General features: G+C 48.9%; 16 protein-coding genes. 10 read left to right on the top strand and 6 right to left on the bottom strand.

Annotated elements, in window-relative coordinates:
- Window positions 1–21: 21 nt before the first annotated feature.
- Window positions 22–780: a succinate dehydrogenase/fumarate reductase iron-sulfur subunit gene (locus ACYU87_RS16090; protein WP_461135101.1), complete on the top strand. Its 759-nt coding sequence runs from the start codon at window positions 22–24 to the stop codon at window positions 778–780.
- Window positions 781–926: 146 nt separating this feature from the next.
- The gene (locus ACYU87_RS16085) at window positions 927–1,415 is read left to right on the top strand and encodes a GtrA family protein (protein ID WP_461135100.1); all 489 of its coding nucleotides are present in this window, start codon (window positions 927–929) and stop codon (window positions 1,413–1,415) included.
- Window positions 1,416–1,545: 130 nt separating this feature from the next.
- On the opposite strand, the gene prfA is transcribed toward ACYU87_RS16085, so the two are convergent.
- Window positions 1,546–2,619 carry a peptide chain release factor 1 gene (gene prfA, locus ACYU87_RS16080; RefSeq protein WP_461135099.1) on the bottom strand — a complete coding sequence of 358 codons (1,074 nt, stop codon included), beginning with the start codon at window positions 2,617–2,619 and terminating at the stop codon, window positions 1,546–1,548.
- Window positions 2,620–2,808: 189 nt separating this feature from the next.
- On the opposite strand from prfA, the gene ACYU87_RS16075 reads away from it, so the two are divergent.
- Window positions 2,809–3,396, top strand: coding sequence for a hypothetical protein (locus tag ACYU87_RS16075; protein ID WP_461135098.1), 588 nt, complete (start codon window positions 2,809–2,811; stop codon window positions 3,394–3,396).
- On the opposite strand, the gene mnmH is transcribed toward ACYU87_RS16075, so the two are convergent.
- Entirely contained in the window at window positions 3,397–4,431 is a 1,035-nt protein-coding gene (gene mnmH, locus ACYU87_RS16070) for a tRNA 2-selenouridine(34) synthase MnmH (RefSeq protein WP_461135097.1), read from the bottom strand.
- A gap of 50 nt (window positions 4,432–4,481) precedes the next feature.
- Complete coding sequence (locus ACYU87_RS16065; protein ID WP_461135096.1) at window positions 4,482–5,216, bottom strand: pyridoxine 5'-phosphate synthase; 735 nt, start codon at window positions 5,214–5,216, stop codon at window positions 4,482–4,484.
- A 158-nt stretch (window positions 5,217–5,374) separates the two neighbouring features.
- Between ACYU87_RS16065 and ACYU87_RS16060 the strand changes: the two genes are divergently transcribed.
- The 4 genes from ACYU87_RS16060 to ACYU87_RS16045 all read left to right on the top strand — a co-directional run bounded on the left by ACYU87_RS16060 (window position 5,375) and on the right by ACYU87_RS16045 (window position 9,181).
- Window positions 5,375–5,824 carry a GatB/YqeY domain-containing protein gene (locus tag ACYU87_RS16060; RefSeq protein ID WP_461135095.1) on the top strand — a complete coding sequence of 150 codons (450 nt, stop codon included), beginning with the start codon at window positions 5,375–5,377 and terminating at the stop codon, window positions 5,822–5,824.
- 96 nt (window positions 5,825–5,920) lie between these two features.
- Complete coding sequence (locus tag ACYU87_RS16055; RefSeq protein WP_461135094.1) at window positions 5,921–6,430, top strand: CvpA family protein; 510 nt, start codon at window positions 5,921–5,923, stop codon at window positions 6,428–6,430.
- A gap of 80 nt (window positions 6,431–6,510) precedes the next feature.
- Window positions 6,511–7,557: a dual-specificity RNA methyltransferase RlmN gene (gene rlmN, locus ACYU87_RS16050; protein WP_461135093.1), complete on the top strand. Its 1,047-nt coding sequence runs from the start codon at window positions 6,511–6,513 to the stop codon at window positions 7,555–7,557.
- A gap of 202 nt (window positions 7,558–7,759) precedes the next feature.
- Window positions 7,760–9,181, top strand: coding sequence for an inorganic phosphate transporter (locus ACYU87_RS16045; RefSeq protein WP_461135092.1), 1,422 nt, complete (start codon window positions 7,760–7,762; stop codon window positions 9,179–9,181).
- 97 nt (window positions 9,182–9,278) lie between these two features.
- Here the strand turns inward: ACYU87_RS16045 and ACYU87_RS16040 are convergent, their stop codons facing one another.
- Window positions 9,279–10,082, bottom strand: coding sequence for a lysophospholipid acyltransferase family protein (locus ACYU87_RS16040; RefSeq protein WP_461135091.1), 804 nt, complete (start codon window positions 10,080–10,082; stop codon window positions 9,279–9,281).
- 283 nt (window positions 10,083–10,365) lie between these two features.
- Between ACYU87_RS16040 and ACYU87_RS16035 the strand changes: the two genes are divergently transcribed.
- Window positions 10,366–11,058 carry a porin family protein gene (locus ACYU87_RS16035; RefSeq protein ID WP_461135090.1) on the top strand — a complete coding sequence of 231 codons (693 nt, stop codon included), beginning with the start codon at window positions 10,366–10,368 and terminating at the stop codon, window positions 11,056–11,058.
- A gap of 207 nt (window positions 11,059–11,265) precedes the next feature.
- Window positions 11,266–12,297, top strand: coding sequence for a fatty acid desaturase (locus tag ACYU87_RS16030; RefSeq protein WP_461135089.1), 1,032 nt, complete (start codon window positions 11,266–11,268; stop codon window positions 12,295–12,297).
- A 399-nt stretch (window positions 12,298–12,696) separates the two neighbouring features.
- Here the strand turns inward: ACYU87_RS16030 and ACYU87_RS16025 are convergent, their stop codons facing one another.
- Together ACYU87_RS16025 and ACYU87_RS16020 are read right to left on the bottom strand one after the other, a co-directional pair.
- Window positions 12,697–14,781: a protein-disulfide reductase DsbD family protein gene (locus ACYU87_RS16025; protein ID WP_461135088.1), complete on the bottom strand. Its 2,085-nt coding sequence runs from the start codon at window positions 14,779–14,781 to the stop codon at window positions 12,697–12,699.
- Between the two features lie 131 nt (window positions 14,782–14,912).
- On the bottom strand, window positions 14,913–15,719 hold the full coding sequence (locus tag ACYU87_RS16020) for a phytanoyl-CoA dioxygenase family protein (protein ID WP_461135360.1): 807 nt from the start codon (window positions 15,717–15,719) through the stop codon (window positions 14,913–14,915).
- A gap of 169 nt (window positions 15,720–15,888) precedes the next feature.
- Here ACYU87_RS16020 and ACYU87_RS16015 point away from each other — a divergent pair, with 169 nt between their 5' ends.
- Window positions 15,889–16,764, top strand: a complete 876-nt coding sequence (locus ACYU87_RS16015; protein ID WP_461135087.1) for an AraC family transcriptional regulator — start codon at window positions 15,889–15,891, stop codon at window positions 16,762–16,764.
- Window positions 16,765–16,769 lie beyond the last annotated feature (5 nt).

Raw genomic sequence — 16,769 nt, 5'->3', positions numbered from 1 at the left:
TAAACCGTAAACCCGTCAAAAATGAAAATTAATCTAAAAGTCTGGAGACAGAAAAATAGTAATACAACTGGTAAGTTAGTGGAATACCACCTGGACGAAGTATCAGAAGATATGTCGTTCCTGGAAATGTTCGACGTACTGAACGATTCGCTGACCCGTAAAGGCGAGGATCCTGTAACCTTCGACCACGATTGCCGCGAGGGTATTTGTGGCATGTGTTCCATGTACATAAACGGTCGTGCGCACGGTCCCCAGACGGGTGCTACAACCTGCCAGTTGCATATGCGTTCGTTCAGCGACGGCGACACCATCGTGGTTGAACCCTGGCGTGCACGGGCTTTTCCGGTCGTTAAAGACCTAATGGTCGATCGGGCGGCTTTTGACCGGGTCATTCAGGCTGGTGGCTATGTTTCGGTGAACACGGGTTCGGCACCGGACGCGAATGAAATTCTTATTCCCCGTACCATTGCCGATGAGGCTATGGATGCCGCTGCCTGTATTGGTTGTGGTGCCTGCGTGGCTGCCTGCAAAAATGCGTCGGCTATGCTTTTTGTTTCGGCAAAAGTATCCCAGCTGGCCATTCTGCCACAGGGCCATTCGGAGCATAAAGAGCGGGCCGAACGGATGGTCGCTCAAATGGATGCCGAAGGCTTCGGTGCCTGCTCGTTTACGGGTGCCTGCTCGGTTGAATGTCCTAAATCAATTTCGCTCGATCACATTGCCCGGTTGAATCGCGAGTACCTCGGCGCAAAATTGTCGTCAGAGAACGTACAGGGATAAGTAATAAAGAAGCATTTATATCAAGTAAGTCCAGCCTCCTTGCAGAGGCTGGACTTTTGTTTTTTGATGTACGTACTAAATTCCTGTAGAGTTACATACCGATTAATGGGAAATGCCCTTTAGCTTTGCCCCCTTATTAGTGAATCATGGAAGGTGGGCTTTTTAATCGCAGGGATATCCTTGCGTACTTTATTGTTGCTGCGATCGGGGCTACGGTGCAGCTTTTAGCGGGTAGCTTGTTTCAGGACTGGTTTCAGTTAAGCTATCAACAGGCATTATTGGCCGGTTATGTAATTGCGTTTGTTGCGGGTTTTTTCCTGACAAAACTCTTTGCGTTCAACGCGAAAAATTCGGCAAAAACGCAGCGAGAAGCGATCAAATTCACGCTTGTGTCCATCATTTCCTGCTTGATCACTGTGTATGGCGCTTCCTTTCTCTACGATTTCTCTGTGCAGGAGTTTCAGATTGCCACTGTCATCATTCCGTTTTCTGTGAAAGCGGTGAACCTGAATAAGCTCGTAGCGCACACAACGGGTATGGGGTTAAGCTTTATCAGCAATTACATACTGCATAAATCATTTACCTTCCGTAACACCGGATTCTATGAACGCCTGAAAAAGTTGTTGAATTTGTAAGGTTATTCATCTTCCAGGGTTCGTGAGGACACGGACCACGGGCATGCAAGCCATGAAAGTAGAAAAACGGCGGTTCTTATATCCTTCTAAATATAAGAACCGCCGTTTTTATGTTGACGCGTAATACAAATTAAGCCGTCGCCCCTTCTTTCAACCGTTCAGCGTTTTCGGCGATGCGAAGCTGTTCGATAAATTCGCCAATGCCACCATCCATGACGGCGGGAAGGTTATAGACCGTCAGGCCGATGCGGTGATCGGTAACGCGGCTCTGTGGGTAATTGTACGTTCTGATTTTGTCAGATCGGTCGCCACTACCAACCATTGTTTTGCGCTGCGATGCAATAGCGTCGTTGTGCTTCTGCAATTCAATCTCATAAAGCCGTGACCGAAGTACCGTAAGGGCTTTATCGAAGTTCTTTAACTGTGAGCGTTCGTCCTGGCATTGCACCACCAGACCCGTAGGGATGTGCGTTAGACGCACCGCCGAATATGTGGTGTTTACCGACTGACCACCCGCCCCCGACGAACAAAAGGTATCTTTACGAATGTCGTTCATATTGATCTCAACGTCTACTTCTTCGGCTTCGGGTAGTACTGCCACGCTGGCTGCCGAAGTATGAATCCGGCCTTGTGTTTCCGTGGCTGGTACCCGTTGTACCCGGTGAACACCCGATTCGAACTTCAGCTTGCCGTATACATCTTCGCCTTCTATCTCGGTAACAATTTCTTTGTATCCACCGGATGTTCCCTCTGTAAAGTCGACAAGCGACATTTTCCAGCCCATTTTCTCGCAGAATCGCTGGTACATCCGGAAAATATCGCCGGCAAAAATAGCCGCTTCATCGCCACCAGTGCCTCCACGAATCTCCAGAATGACGTTTTTACTGTCGTTGGGATCCTTCGGCATTAACATCTCTTTAAGTGTTTCCTCCAGATCTTCACGGCGTGGCAACAGTTCATCTAATTCACCCTTTGCCATCTCCCGAAAATCTTCATCTTTTTCAGTGGCGATCACCTTTCGGGCATTCTCAATTTCTTCGAGCAGTTGCTGATACGCCTGGTACTGCACAACAATTTTTTCTAAATCTTTGTATTCTTTACTCAACTTCATAAATCGCTTCTGGTCCGAAACGGCTTCGGGCTGCACAATTTGTTGAGCTACTTCGTTGAAGCGTTCACGAATGGCTTCTAACTGATCAAGCATACGTTTATATTTTTTTTGCCGCTCTTCTGGAGGAGCAAGAGAGATTACTGATATAAAAAGCAAATTTACGAAAATCCTGTAGTCCGGCATCCCGGCAGGTATACTTTGTCTTTGCTAATTGCAACCAAGCGGCTGGTGGAATCGTTTTTCTGGTAAGTTACGAAACCCAATCTTATTAAGTTCCTGTTTATGACACGCTTCCTGATCCTGTATTGTCTATTAATCAGCTTGCTAACGGCTTGCAATCCTGAGCGGGTACGCTACACAAGCGAGCTGAAGCAGGAAATGGCCGATTCGAAGCTCAAGCGTATTACCAACGCCGATCTGGTAGAAACGGTAGACAATCTGGGAGGAAAGGTGAGTGCCGTGCTTGAAAAAGAATTGACGGAACAGCTTCAAAAAACGAAGAATCCGGCCGAACGCGCTAAACTGTGCCAGCTGAAAAACCTGCCCAGAGCCAAAGCCATTGCCGAGCGCTACGCGCTGGACATCCGGTTGTTGGGGGAGGTCGATATACAAAATCAAGCCTTGAATGCGAAGGAACGGGAAATTCTGGATGCGTATCTCTACAGCGCTAAACAGAACGCGTCGGCCATTTCGAACATTCAGAAGATTAACGACACACTCTTCGTTTATAATTCACCGGTTCCGGCCAAAAGCCTCATTTGTGAAGCTTGTTTCGGAAAACAGGAAACACGGTTCGCCGTCTGGCATCTGGGGTTTAACAAGCGGGAGGTTATTCGCCGAATGAGCGAGACAAAGAAAAAGAAGCGTTAGTTAGCGCTGTACCGATTTCGCCCACTCGACTAGTTGCTGAGCCGTTCGTGAAGGATTATCTTCCGTTGTGCCAATCAGAGAAATGGTGGTTGCGTCCCGTTGCGAAAGGCCGTGTAAATAGGCTTTGTCGTAATAGTCGAGGGTTAGGTCAGCGACGGTTGCGTAGTCGTGTCGATCCAGTGCGTCGAGGGCATCTTTGGTTACTTTACCGCCCAGTCGTTTTCTAATTCGTTCGGTTGCTTCAACAAGCAGGCCGTGGTCAATATCGGCGTACTCCGAAACCAGCCGATGCACACGTTTGTCTTTCGGTATATCGACGAGGGCTACCGGTGCAACTCGCATTTGTAACCATAGCGCCATTGGGATGAAACAGGAACCAATGCTCCGGCTTTCGTCTTCAATCCATATCCGGCGAGTCGTGTCTATTGTTAGTAGGGTATGAAATAGCTTGTTTTCGAACTGTTCCGTAGCTGGTTGAGCCAGTTGACCAATGGCACCATACGACGACCCTTTGTGGTGCGCCAATCCTTCGAGATCAATAATCTGCTCACCCTGCCGGGCTAGTTCTTTCAGGATGTCGGTTTTGCCACTGCCTGTTTTACCCCCAATAATGACGAGATTCAGCGGTTCGGCAAAACGGGCCAGTACGGCATTTCGGTACGCTTTGTAACCGCCAATTAAGGTGGAGGCCGTAAGGCCGGCTGTATCCAGTAACCACGCGAAAGAGCCGCTGCGCATACCGCCCCGCCAGCAATGGACCAGTACTTCCTTTTCTTTTGCGTTGAGTTTCTTCGATTGTTTGACAAAATCTGCCAGTTTGGGGCCTACAATGTTCAGGCCCAGCAGAACGGCCGCATCTTTACCCGCATTTTTGTATTTGGTGCCGACCAGCGCCCGTTCGTCGTTGTCGAAAAGGGGAATGCTCACCGCCCCTGGTATGTGGGCATGGCCATACTCGCCCGGCGATCGAACATCAATGATGGGCAGCGTGCGGGCTTTCGTTAAAAACTCGTCAACGGATAGTTGATGAACCATTCTCTGGGTCGGTACTAATTGAGTTGTAATCTATTGAAGACAGAATAAGGCTATCCTACTGCTCTTTCGGAGTTATCCAGGCAGCGCAAGTACATCTGAATGGTATTCTCCAGACCGTAGTAAAGGGCATCGGAGATAAGCGCGTGACCAATCGAAACTTCTTCTAATCCGGGTACCTGCTCGTTAAAAAAACGCAGGTTTTCCAGACTCAGATCGTGCCCCGCGTTCAAGCCCAATCCTAGCTTGATGGCGCGTTTGGCAGCCCGAACAAACGGTTCAACGGCCGCTTCCGGATTGGCTTCGTAGTGAGCGGCATACGGTTCGGTATACAATTCGATGCGGTCCGTACCAACGGCTTTTGCGCCTTCGACCATGCGCTCATCGGCATCAACGAAAATGGATACACGAATCCCATCCGCCTGAAACGTTTCGACCAGATACCGAAGATGATCGGCATGGCGAATGGTATCCCAGCCCGCATTGGACGTAATGGCATCGACTGCATCCGGAACAAGGGTTACCTGCGCCGGTTTTACCCGCTTAACCAATTCGATAAAGTGTTCGTCCGGGTTGCCTTCAATATTGAATTCGGTTGTTACGACATCGCGTAAATCCAGCACATCCTGGTACCGGATATGCCGTTCATCGGGGCGTGGATGAACCGTGATCCCTTGGGCACCGAAGCGTTCGCAGTCGAGAGCGACGTTGACAAGGTTGGGATTATTACCGCCCCGCGCATTACGAATGGTGGCGATCTTGTTGATGTTAACGCTTAAACGGGTCATGCTTCTTAATGAGCGAAAGAGTGAATGAGCGAAAGTGTGAAGCTATACGCCTGGGTAAAGTGAATAACGTTGTCTGACTTCGTAACTTTGCCTAAACAGTGAAGGTTCATTGATTTTTTGTCGCTCATTCACTCTTTTACTCTTTTACTCATTAAACCATGTCGCTAAAACAACAAATAGACGCCGATATTAAGCAGGCCATGCTGGCAAAAAATCAGGATAAACTGCGTGCGTTACGGGCTGTAAAGTCCATGATTCTGCTCGAAGAAACTAAAGAAGGCCAGTCCGGCGAGTTGAAGCCCGAAGAAGAGACCAAGATTCTAACCAAAGCGGTGAAGCAGCGCAAAGACTCCGCTGATATTTATCGGCAGCAAAACCGGTCTGACCTGCTGGCCGTAGAGGAAGCTGAAATTGCGATCATCGAACAATATCTGCCCAAGCAGTTGTCAGAAGACGAACTGAAGACGAAACTACAGGCTATCATGACCCGCCTTGGTGCTTCGGTTCCCTCCGATTTAGGAAAAGTGATGGGCGTAGCGTCCAAAGAATTGGCGGGCCAGGCCGATGGAAAAGCCATTTCGGCTATGGTGAAACAGCTTTTACAATAAGTGAAAGAGTGAAAGAGCAAAAGAGCGATTAAGCTTTTCACTCTTTTGCTCTTTCACTCTTTCGCTCTTTACTCGTTGAACACCCTCGATTTATTAATGCTCGTTCCCCTTGCCTGGGGCGCTTACAACGGCTACCGAAAAGGTCTGCTGGTAGAGATCGTGGCGGTCATTGCCTTTGTGGTAGCCATGATTGTGGGGTTTAAATTTCTGGCGTTTGGAATCGACTTGCTTAGTCCATACATCAGCCGGGAGATTGCCCGTAAAATTCTGCCCTGGATGGGCTTCTCTGTCATATTTTTTCCGACAGTGGTCATGATAAACCAGATGGGTTTTGCCATTCGTCGATCGCTTAAGTACTCTGTATTAGGTACATTCGACAGCGTGGCGGGTGCCGCAGTTGGTCTTTTTACATGGGTTTTTGGAATTAGTGTTATCCTTTGGTTGTTCAGCTATATGGGCGTCAAAATGCCTGCCCGCCAAACCGAAACCGCCCTTATTTATCCCTATATCAGGCCAATAGCGCCGAAAGTAATGGACAAAGCTGCGATCTGGGTGCCAAAGGGACTGGATGCAGGAAAGAAGTGGCGAGCTGACATTAATGAGTGAATGATAGAATGATTGATTTATAGAATATCATCCGGTACTATTCAGTCATTCTATCACTCACTCATTCACTCATTGAACAAATGAAACAAGATATTCGTAAACTGACCGCTGTTCAGTTAAAAGATTGGTTTACCGCTAATAACCAGCAGGGATTTCGAGCCAAACAGGTGCACGAATGGCTCTGGAAAAAATCGGCAACTTCGTTTGAGCAGATGACTAATTTATCGCTGCCCACGAGAGAGTTGTTAAACGAGCATTTTGACATTCGGCCGCTAACCGTCGATCAACAGCAGCGGAGCAACGACGGAACGATTAAGTCGTCGTTTCGTCTGTTCGATGGTAACCTGGTTGAAGGCGTTTTGATACCGGCCCTGCGTACCGATGACCTAGACCGAATGACTGCCTGCGTATCGAGCCAAGTAGGTTGCTCGCTTACCTGTAAGTTCTGCGCAACGGGTTATATGGATCGGAAGCGCAACCTCGATGCTGCCGAAATTTATGACCAGGTTGTGGCCATTGACCGGCAGGCCAAAGAAAACTACGATGCACCCCTGACAAATATCGTGTACATGGGCATGGGCGAACCGTTGCTCAACTATAAAAATGTGCTGGAGTCGGTTGATCGCATTACGTCACCCGACGGCCTGGGAATGTCACCCCGGCGAATTACCGTGTCAACGGCGGGGATTGCCAAGATGATCCGGCAACTCGGCGATGATGAGGTGAAATTCAACCTGGCCTTGTCGCTCCACGCAGCAAACGACCTGAAGCGCGATCAGATCATGCCTATTAACGAAAGCAATACGCTGGAAGTTTTAGGCGATGCACTCACCTATTTCTACAAAAAGACAGGTACCCGGATTACGTTTGAGTACATACTCTTCTACAATTTCAATGATACGCTGCAGGACGCTCAGGAACTTTGGAAGTTTACGAAGCGGGTGCCAGCCAAGATAAATATCATCGAATATAACCCCATTGCGGAGGCCAGTTTCAAGAATACTGACCCACAAACGCTGGATAAATTTGCCGGTTTTCTGGAAAATAAAGGCGTAACGGTGAATGTCCGCCGGAGCCGTGGCAAAGATATTGATGCTGCCTGTGGACAACTGGCTGGTAAAAAGTAGAGACGCAGGCTTGCGTCTTATTTCTTTTGAATGACGGTCTTTCCGGTCAAATTAGGACCTATTCGAATTTGGCTTGAGTGGCGTCGTGTTACCGCGTTGCTTAACAATTTGGTAATACGGCTCTGGGCAGTTTCATGTACTTTTGTAGCATTCATCAGCTTACGGACCCACCGTTTGCTTTCTTACAGAAGATACTCCGCTTATGTTTGGATTAGAAACGGATGTTTTTATCCTCCTTTTTATCAGCCTCTTCGCTGCCTGTGCCTTCGAGTTTGTTAATGGTTTCCACGATACGGCCAATGCCGTTGCCACCGTCATCTACACCAATTCGCTAAAGCCGACCTATGCTGTTGTATGGTCGGGAATTTGCAACTTCACGGGTGTTCTATTGGGTGGAATTGGGGTTGCCATGGGTATTGTAAACCTGCTTCCAGTGGAACTGCTGGTCGATCAGAACGTGTACCATAGTGTGGCTATGGTGCTGGCTCTTCTGCTAAGTGCTATCATCTGGAATCTCGGAACCTGGTATTTTGGCTTGCCTAGCTCAAGTTCACATACCTTAATCGGATCTATTCTTGGCGTCGGGCTGGCATTTGCTACTATGCCCGAAAACAAAACGGGGGCTGCCGTAAACTGGGAGAAAGCCATTGAAACGGGCTATGCCCTGCTGCTGTCGCCTTTGCTTGGGTTTAGCCTGGCCATTGTGCTGATGTTTATCCTGCGTCGGTCCGTGCCGGAAGAAGCGAAAGATCAGCTTTTTAAAGAACCGAAGAAAAACACGGAGCCACCTACCTGGATTCGGTCAGTACTGATTGCCACCTGTTCACTGGTGAGCTTTTTCCATGGCAGTAATGACGGGCAGAAAGGAGTTGGCCTGATTATGTTAATTCTGATCGGTATTGTGCCTTACCATTTCGCCGTCAAATCAGACCTGGATCCGCGTTTGATGCAGACAAACATCGCAACCATTCAACGAACGATGGGTGCTGTTGACTCAACGCATCTGTCGTCGGCTAACCGTGTTCGTCTGGGGCAGACAAATGCTGAACTGGCTGAGTTAAGCAGCTTGGTGAATGGGCCACTCGTTGATAACAAAATTCCAAAAGAGAAGCGGCTGGAAGTACGCAGTGACCTGTTGCTAATCAACAGCAACGTAAAAAAGATTATCGAAGACGAAGGGTCGAACCTAAGTGCTGCCCAGTTAACGCAACTGAAGGCAAACCTGGGTGAAGAAACGGGTTTGCGCCGGTTTACAGATTACGCACCACTTTGGGTAATTTTGATGATTGCCCTCTCGCTGGGTCTTGGTACCATGATTGGCTGGCGCCGGATTGTGGTAACGGTAGGGGAGAAGATTGGTAAACAACACCTGACCTATGCACAGGGAGCCTCGGCTGAGCTGGTTGCTGCCCTGATGATCGGTCTGGCTTCCGGCCTGAAATTGCCTGTTAGCACTACGCACGTTCTTTCGTCCGGTATTGCTGGTAGTATGGTGGCCAACAAAGGAGTTAAAAACCTGCAAGCCGGCACCATCAGAAACATTGCACTGGCCTGGGTACTCACGCTACCTGTGTCGGTACTGCTGTCGTTCACCCTCTATATTTTCTTTCGCTGGATTCTGTAAGCAATACACGGTTTATGCTACTAAGTTTGTGGCTGGCTGACGCGCCCATGTACCTGCGAAAGCAGCACTCGTGCGTCCGCCAGCCTCAAACCGTAAATCATTGCACCCACTCTGGCGCGTCCTGCTCAATGGCATGGCGAACTTTAGCGACGATATCGTCTACTGTATCATCGGGTCCAAACTGGAGGGGAGCTTTAAACTGAACCGTAAGAAGCGTATTGCGCTTTTTAAATCGTAATCCTTTCTTATCGAAGGCCCGCCGGAACCCGTTAATGACGACTGGTACCACAATAGGTTCGTTATTCTTGATCAGGTGACCGGTTCCTTTCCGGACGGGGGCAAAGGGTGTTGTCGTTCCCTGCGGAAAGCTGACCACCCACCCATGCGCCAGCGCCCGGGCAATCTTCTCATTCGCCGTGTTATCGACGGCCCGCTGTACCTCACGTCCTTCTGCCCGCCAGGAGCGTTCAATGGTGAGGGCTCCTCCGGCCGCAAAAACCCGCGGCACAATACCTTTGTTCATCGTTTCCGAAGCGGCTACATAATACTGCCGTGCTCTGGGGCCAAGCAAATAGACCGGCGGCAGCATCGTGTTCTGAAACCCCCATTTCACCGCACAGAAAATGTGAAAGAAGGCGATAACATCGGCAAAATAAGTCTGGTGATTCGACAGGAACAAGACGTTGTTGATGGGCAGGTTCTCCAGATTTTCCGTTCCCTGTATTTGAATCCGGTTTACCACCGTGTACCGGGCGTAGGTTAGCCAGCCTACCAGCGCAATGATCAGTCGCCTAATTACCAGTGAGTTGCCAAACGGATCGCATTCGAATAAGCCGAAGATATCCAGAGGCATCAGGAACGTTGGTAAGTAGCTAAATTTAGTAGGCTTTATGTACTTCATTAGTAAGGTAGGAGTCGCGCGTACATGGGTAAAGTTACAAGCCATCTACAATGTTTTCAACTAAAAATACAATTGGCTCAGTCACAGCGAAAAAGAACGGGTTAAGCTGGTCTGCCACCCTCCTTCCCAAAAATTATTTGAAAAAAAGCAGAACGGCATTAATCCTTTGAATAGCTACCCCCTCTAACCATCAAATTCGTCGTTAAAACCAACTGCCTATAGCCGACAGTATACACAATCAAGTTCAGGTTTACCTTTTTCCAATCAGCTTTTCTATACAACCATGAAACGAATTGTGCTTGCCGGTATCATCGCCCTGCTTGGCGTATTTGCAACTCAAACTTCTTTTGCTCAGGTTCAGATCGGTATCCGGGGTGGTGCCAACTGGGGCTTTGCTTCTAAACCCGACTACCTGGGTAGCCTGGCCCCCGCTTTTCATTCATCCGTAGGCCCGACTGGTGCGCTGTTTCTGGACATTCCCTTGAGTGACCGGGTGTCGTTTCGTCCTGAAGTGGCTTATGTGCAAAAAGGCATAGCCATAAAAGAAGGATTTGATCTCAATCTGGGTGGTTTTTCCCTGCCACTTGGGGCAACCATCGCCTACCAGTCACAGCATATTGAAGTCCCCTTGCTGTTTAAAGTTAATTTGACCGACGGCGCTGTGCAGCCCTATCTAATCGCTGGGCCAGCCGTAAGTTATGCGGTTGATGGCCGCATCCGTACCCGAGCGTCGGCGCTCTTCACAACCCGCCCTTACGATGTAGACGTCAATTACGGCGGTATGATGAATCGTTGGGATGTTGGTGCCGTTGGGGGGCTGGGTTTGTCGATGGATGCCGGTACTGGCAAGTTCTTCATCGAAGGGCGATACACCCAAGGCTTCACCCGGCAGGTGCAGGTACCCGTTATTAACGTCAACGTTCGTAACCGGGGTGTGGCTTTGTCGCTGGGTTACTCGTTCCCAATCGGTTATTAATAAGTTACCCCTACCATTCACAACGTATTATTCATTGAATCAACCTGAATCAGTAAAGGCGGAGTCTGTTGACTTCGCCTTTCTTGTTTGGCATGAGAATGCCGTTAAAATAAGGGAATTTTGGCCGCATGAGTAGGTATTCGATAGGGAATTGTGTTAATTTTACTTCTCGTTATTTACCGAATCTGTATTGGCGACACTCAATTTATGACAATGCAAACTGATTTTGTTCGTTCGACCGCTTCCGAGCCGCACCGCATTCGTACCCGACAAATCCTGAAATCACATCCCGAAATCAAAAAACTGATTGGGCAAAAGAACCCGACTACGTTTTGGGTTACCTTGGGCTGTGTTGTTCTGATGACGGGTCTGGCTTATCTGGTGCGTGATCAATCGTGGTGGATTGTCGTCGCAACGGCCTGGTTTATTGGGGCTTTCCCGGCGCATACCCTATTTGTGTGCATTCACGAAGCAGCCCATAACCTGATTTTCCGCAAGCCGGAAGCCAACATGTGGACGGGAATTTTTGCTAACCTGCCGACTGTATTTCCTACGGCGCTGACGTTCAAAAACTTTCACATCAAGCACCATGCTTTTCAGGGTGTTCACGAACTGGATGCCGACTTGCCCGATTGGTATGAAGCTAAATTGATCAAGAACTACGCCATTGGTAAAGCTATCTGGTTGCTGCTGTTTCCCATTTTTCAGGGTATTCGCACCCTCCGCATGAAAGAACTGGCTACGTTCGATAAGTGGGTCATGATCAACTTTGCCGTTCAGCTTACCTTCGACGTTTTAATCGTGGTCTTATTTGGCTGGAAGGCGCTGGCCTTTATGGTTCTTTGCCTGTTCTTCTCGGTTGGTTTCCACCCGCTGGGTGCCCGTTGGATTCAGGAACACTTTCTGACACTTGATCCTGAACAGGAAACGTACAGTTACTACGGCCCGCTTAATGGCCCTAACCTGAATGTAGGTTTTCACAATGAGCACCACGATTTCCCATCCATCCCCTGGAATAAACTGCCCGAAATCAAGAAAAGCGCGCCAGAATATTATGATACTCTAAAGTATCACACATCGTTCGTAAAGCTGTTCTTTCGTTTTCTGTTCGATCAGGAGATTTCGCTTTTCTCGCGCATCGTTCGTAAGGAGCGTGGTCGCGTAGCTGTAACGGATCAATCGAAGCCAGATATGGAATTGGTACAGGCTCAGGCAGTGCGCGTTGAGACGGCTGCTTAACACCCTATTACTTTATTGATTACCAAAAGACCCGCTAGTATCTGGCGGGTCTTTTCGTTGCGGAATGTTTTTCGTCCGTCTGTTTTCCCTATTAACGTTTGAATAGAGAATTATCGTTGATCGAGTGATGTCAATTCCTTAAAACTGACACGAACGGTTTATAAGAATCGCGTCAGCCAATAGGTTTAGAGAATCACCTTTCTCTGTATCTTCAGGGCCCATATACCCGTCAGGCAAATCCGGCTGACGCACAAACGGCCCGTGAAGACACGGGCCGTGGGAAATAGTGGTAGAAAATAGACTGAGTTGTTTTTTGTCATGCAACCGTTTTCTGCGTCGACACGACAAAAAGCCAATTCAGAGTACGTCAGGCTATTCACATTTACCTACTTGACGTACTTAAAATTTTGCCTTTCCGGAGTCCAGAAACGTTACGAAATGGGCTACATCCCGATCATAGTTTTTGGGAGACACCAGTAGTTTTCCATCCGTATTGACCAAGCAATAATGCGGTTGAGCATTGTTGTTGAATTTCGTGATCTGTAAATCGGCGTTTTGAGCGCCAATGGTTTTCTTAACTTTTTGGTCATACGTGGACGTGTACCACTCGGCTTGGGGCAATTCGGTTTTATCGTCAACATAAAGGGCTAGAATAACAAAGTCATTCTGTAGGCGTGACTTTACTGCCGGGTCTGACCAGACACGGGCTTCCATTTCGCGGCAGTTCACGCAACCGTGCCCCGTAAAATCAATAAAAACGGGCTTGTTTACTTTTTTGGCATAGGCCAGCGCCTGCTTGTAGTCGAAAAAGCCCTGTAAACCGCGTGGCAGGCGAAATAGATCGCCATACTTTGGTGTTTCGGTCAAGCTGTTTGCCGATGGCGCTGCCAGCTGCCGGTCGTTCAGGTTGAAATCCTGCGACGTTTCGGGAGGCAGGTAGCCCGATAGCGCTTTTAACGGAGCGCCCCAAAGACCGGGAATCATGTAGACGACGAAAGAGAGCGTCGCGATGGCAAGGAGTAACTTCTGAACGCTGATGTATTTGGTTTCGCTGTCGTGCGGCAACCGAATTTTGCCCAGAAAGTAAAAGCCGATCAGTGCAAAGATAACGATCCAGAGCGATAGAAATACCTCACGGTCGAGGAGACCCCAGTGGTACACCTGATCGGCGATACTCAGAAATTTTAACGCCAGCGCCAGTTCCAGAAAGCCCAACACGACTTTAACCGAGTTGAGCCATCCGCCCGAACGGGGCAAGCTTTTCAGCCATTGCGGGAAAGCCGCAAACAGCGTAAACGGAATAGCGAAAGCCGACGAAAAGGCAGCCATACCCAGAATGGGCTTGATTACTTCGCCCCCGGCCGATGCAACCAGCAGACTACCGACAATGGGCCCTGTGCAGGAAAATGACACCAGCACCAGGGTAAAAGCCATGAAAAAAATTCCGGCAATACCGCCCTGCTCCGATTTGGCATCGGCCTGGTTGATGAGCGAATTGGGGAGCACAATCTCAAAAAGGCCCAGAAAAGAGAGACCAAAAATAAAGAAGATGGCGAAAAACAAAAGGTTCGGAAGCCAGTGCGTACTAACGAAATTGGCGAATGCGGGACCGTTAAACCGGGATACCACCGTGCCGATGAGTACGTAAATGGCAATGATAAAGAAGCCATATAACAAAGCTTTCCATTGCCCCCCCTGCTGGTTTGTGAAGAAACTGACCGTAGCGGGAATAATTGGGAATACGCAGGGCGTAAGCAGCGCCACCAAGCCCGACAGGAAAGCGGCCAGCATGAAACTCCATAGCGACCCATCTGTGGTTGTAGCCGATTCATTGGCAATTACGTCTGGTTCATTAGCCGCGGTAGTGCTGGCTGAGGCCACTGGCTCCGTTGCATCGGATAACGCTGCGGCTGTTGCCGTGTCTGATGCAACCGTTTCTGCTGTTGGTGGAGTAATAGCCGAGGTAGTATTTGGCGAAGCAGCCGCGACGGTTTGGTCACCCGCTGAGCCTTCTACGGACAAGCCTGTTATGGCAAAATCGTCGTCGCCTGGAATACACTGCCCATCACTATCGGTGCAGACTTGATAATCAATATTTCCTTCAATGACGGGCTTATCCGCTAAAATTTTAACGCGCTGAACGAATTGGGCAGGCCCGTGCATCAGGTAGGTATCGCCTTCAAATACTTCTTCGAACTTGGTTTCGACCTTACTGACGGGCTTCACTTTTCCAACCAGTTCGTACGTCTTGTTAGGCGTAAACTTGATGACGGTAGGCAACGGGCCGTCAATTTTAGGGTTCACATCGGACGAATAAATGTGGTATCCGTCTTTGATTGCAGCGGTAAAACGTACGTCAACAACATCCCCAATCTTTACCGACGATTTAACGGGCTTGTACGTCCAGGAAACTGGTTTAATAATTTGAGCAAACGTAGCGAGGGGAAGTAACAGCCACACAACGAGCGTACTAATTGATTTCATACCGCTTTGGGTAAGTGATGGTTTGGTAGGTGAACAGCAATTGAACGAAAATATTTCCATTTCCGGACCAACTACAAAAGAAAACCCCAGTCTGCACTGGGGTTTCTCAGTAAAAATACGAAAGCTGTTTATTAATAACTGAATAAAATAGGATTCAGGTCATCCTGTGGGTGACTGCCAACAGGCACATTAGCGAGCCATTTGGCATGATCGGCCACCTGAAATTTGTTGCGGGGCTGCGCAACAACCTGATCCATATCCATATAAATCATCGTCATGACCTTGCGCGGCTGGTCGGAAACATTTGGGCCCGCCCGGTGAAATGTCCATCCGGCATGGTAGCTTACTTCACCCAAATCGAATGGGGTGTCGTTCATCGGGAAATTTCGCTTGTGTAACTCATCGGCAAGGATTTTCTCGCTAGTGTCACTGATCTCCATATCGCGTCCGATCTCAACCTGCTGACTTCCTTCGGCAAAGGCCAGCGGACCCATGGTCATGGGCGTTGGCTGAAGCGGAATCCAAACCGTAACCGTATTGGGCGATGCCAGAGGCCAGTAGAACTGATCGGTGTGCCAGGGTGTAATACCGCCCGATGGTTCCTTATACAAGGCCTGGTCGTGGTAAATTCGAACGCCCCTGACTCCCATTAGATCGGTTGCAATTTTGGCAAGCCGTCTGGAGAACACAAATTCCCTGGCCCGGTCGTCTTCACGCCACAAGTTCATGATCTGAAGAAATGCCCGTTCGTACGTGGTGCGTTCGTCCATGGGTTTGATCAGGGTGTTGAGCTTGAAAACCAAGTCGGTGATGATGGTGCCGTAGTATTCCAGTACGGCCGGGCTAAGTACATCTTTCAACTTTACGTAGCCTTTCTTGCGGTAGGCAGCAATTGTTTTAGGTCCAATCGTGTAAGAGGCAGTTAGTTCTTTAACCATCGTTTTTCGACCAACGGTAGCTTCCATCAGGGAATTGTTTAGGTGAATGACCTGAAACAAAAGTAAGTTGTGAATCACGGCTCTGTTAGCATAGATTTTGCCAATTCATGTCTAATTTTGATTTACATATGGTATTTGCCTCATCAGATGTGTTAAAATAAGATTTTTTATGAAGGCCCTCTTCGAGAAGGTAATGTTCAATGAGCAGAGTTCGCTGCTGGTCCGCCGGTTCGAGCTACTCTATTTTGATGCTCCCTGGCATTATCATCCGGAATATGAACTGACGTACATTGTCAGAAGTCATGGACGACGCTTTGTTGGCGATCATGTTGAGCCATTCGGGGCGGGCGATCTGGTATTGCTGGGTCCTGACCTGCCCCATTTCTGGCGAAACGATAATGAATTTTACCAGCCCGGTTCAACCCTTAGGGCCGAAGCTGTCGTGGTACAGTTTCCCATCACTTTTATCGAACGGGGCCTGGCGTCGATTCCCGAAGCCGCTGTTGTGCGGGAGTTATTTGAGCGCGCCCGGTATGGATTACGCTTCAGCCCAGCGCTGAGCGCATCCGTTGCCGGTAAACTGGAGCAGTTGCCAAACCAGACCGGGTTAGCTCAGTTATTGAGTCTGTTAGCCATTCTGGACTTACTGGCGGCCGATCAGGATGCGCAACTACTGGCGAGCGATGGGTATCAACTGGCGCCGGGGGCAGCTGATACTGAGCGGATGAAGCGCGTTCTGGAGTTTGTGCTACGTCAGTTTCGGGAAGAAATCAGGATTGAACAGATCGCGTCTGTTGCCGGCATGGCTCCAGCTGCTTTCTGCCGCTATTTTAAGAATCGCACCCGAAAAACATTTGTTGAATACCTGAATGAATTGCGGATTGGGCACGCCCGTAAACTGTTGACCAATGCGGACATGAGTATTGGCCAGGTAGGGTTGGAGTGCGGGTACAAAAACAATTCGCATTTTCACCGGCAGTTTAAGTTAAGCACGGGCATAACTCCCTTTCAATACCAGGCCCTGGCACGAGGAAGGGGTGAATGAGGGTT

The sequence above is a fragment of the Spirosoma lituiforme genome, assembly GCF_054776635.1.
Note: the sequence above shows the minus strand (reverse complement) of the source record. Positions and strands in the feature narration are given on the sequence as shown.

Coding starts and splice junctions, on each gene's coding strand:
- ACYU87_RS16090 (WP_461135101.1), top strand. CDS start 22: ATGAAAATTAATCTAAAAGTCTGGAGACAGAAAAATAGTAATACAACT.
- ACYU87_RS16085 (WP_461135100.1), top strand. CDS start 927: ATGGAAGGTGGGCTTTTTAATCGCAGGGATATCCTTGCGTACTTTATT.
- prfA (WP_461135099.1), bottom strand. CDS start 2,619: ATGCTTGATCAGTTAGAAGCCATTCGTGAACGCTTCAACGAAGTAGCT.
- ACYU87_RS16075 (WP_461135098.1), top strand. CDS start 2,809: ATGACACGCTTCCTGATCCTGTATTGTCTATTAATCAGCTTGCTAACG.
- mnmH (WP_461135097.1), bottom strand. CDS start 4,431: ATGGTTCATCAACTATCCGTTGACGAGTTTTTAACGAAAGCCCGCACG.
- ACYU87_RS16065 (WP_461135096.1), bottom strand. CDS start 5,216: ATGACCCGTTTAAGCGTTAACATCAACAAGATCGCCACCATTCGTAAT.
- ACYU87_RS16060 (WP_461135095.1), top strand. CDS start 5,375: ATGTCGCTAAAACAACAAATAGACGCCGATATTAAGCAGGCCATGCTG.
- ACYU87_RS16055 (WP_461135094.1), top strand. CDS start 5,921: ATGCTCGTTCCCCTTGCCTGGGGCGCTTACAACGGCTACCGAAAAGGT.
- rlmN (WP_461135093.1), top strand. CDS start 6,511: ATGAAACAAGATATTCGTAAACTGACCGCTGTTCAGTTAAAAGATTGG.
- ACYU87_RS16045 (WP_461135092.1), top strand. CDS start 7,760: ATGTTTGGATTAGAAACGGATGTTTTTATCCTCCTTTTTATCAGCCTC.
- ACYU87_RS16040 (WP_461135091.1), bottom strand. CDS start 10,082: ATGAAGTACATAAAGCCTACTAAATTTAGCTACTTACCAACGTTCCTG.
- ACYU87_RS16035 (WP_461135090.1), top strand. CDS start 10,366: ATGAAACGAATTGTGCTTGCCGGTATCATCGCCCTGCTTGGCGTATTT.
- ACYU87_RS16030 (WP_461135089.1), top strand. CDS start 11,266: ATGACAATGCAAACTGATTTTGTTCGTTCGACCGCTTCCGAGCCGCAC.
- ACYU87_RS16025 (WP_461135088.1), bottom strand. CDS start 14,781: ATGAAATCAATTAGTACGCTCGTTGTGTGGCTGTTACTTCCCCTCGCT.
- ACYU87_RS16020 (WP_461135360.1), bottom strand. CDS start 15,719: ATGGTTAAAGAACTAACTGCCTCTTACACGATTGGACCTAAAACAATT.
- ACYU87_RS16015 (WP_461135087.1), top strand. CDS start 15,889: ATGAAGGCCCTCTTCGAGAAGGTAATGTTCAATGAGCAGAGTTCGCTG.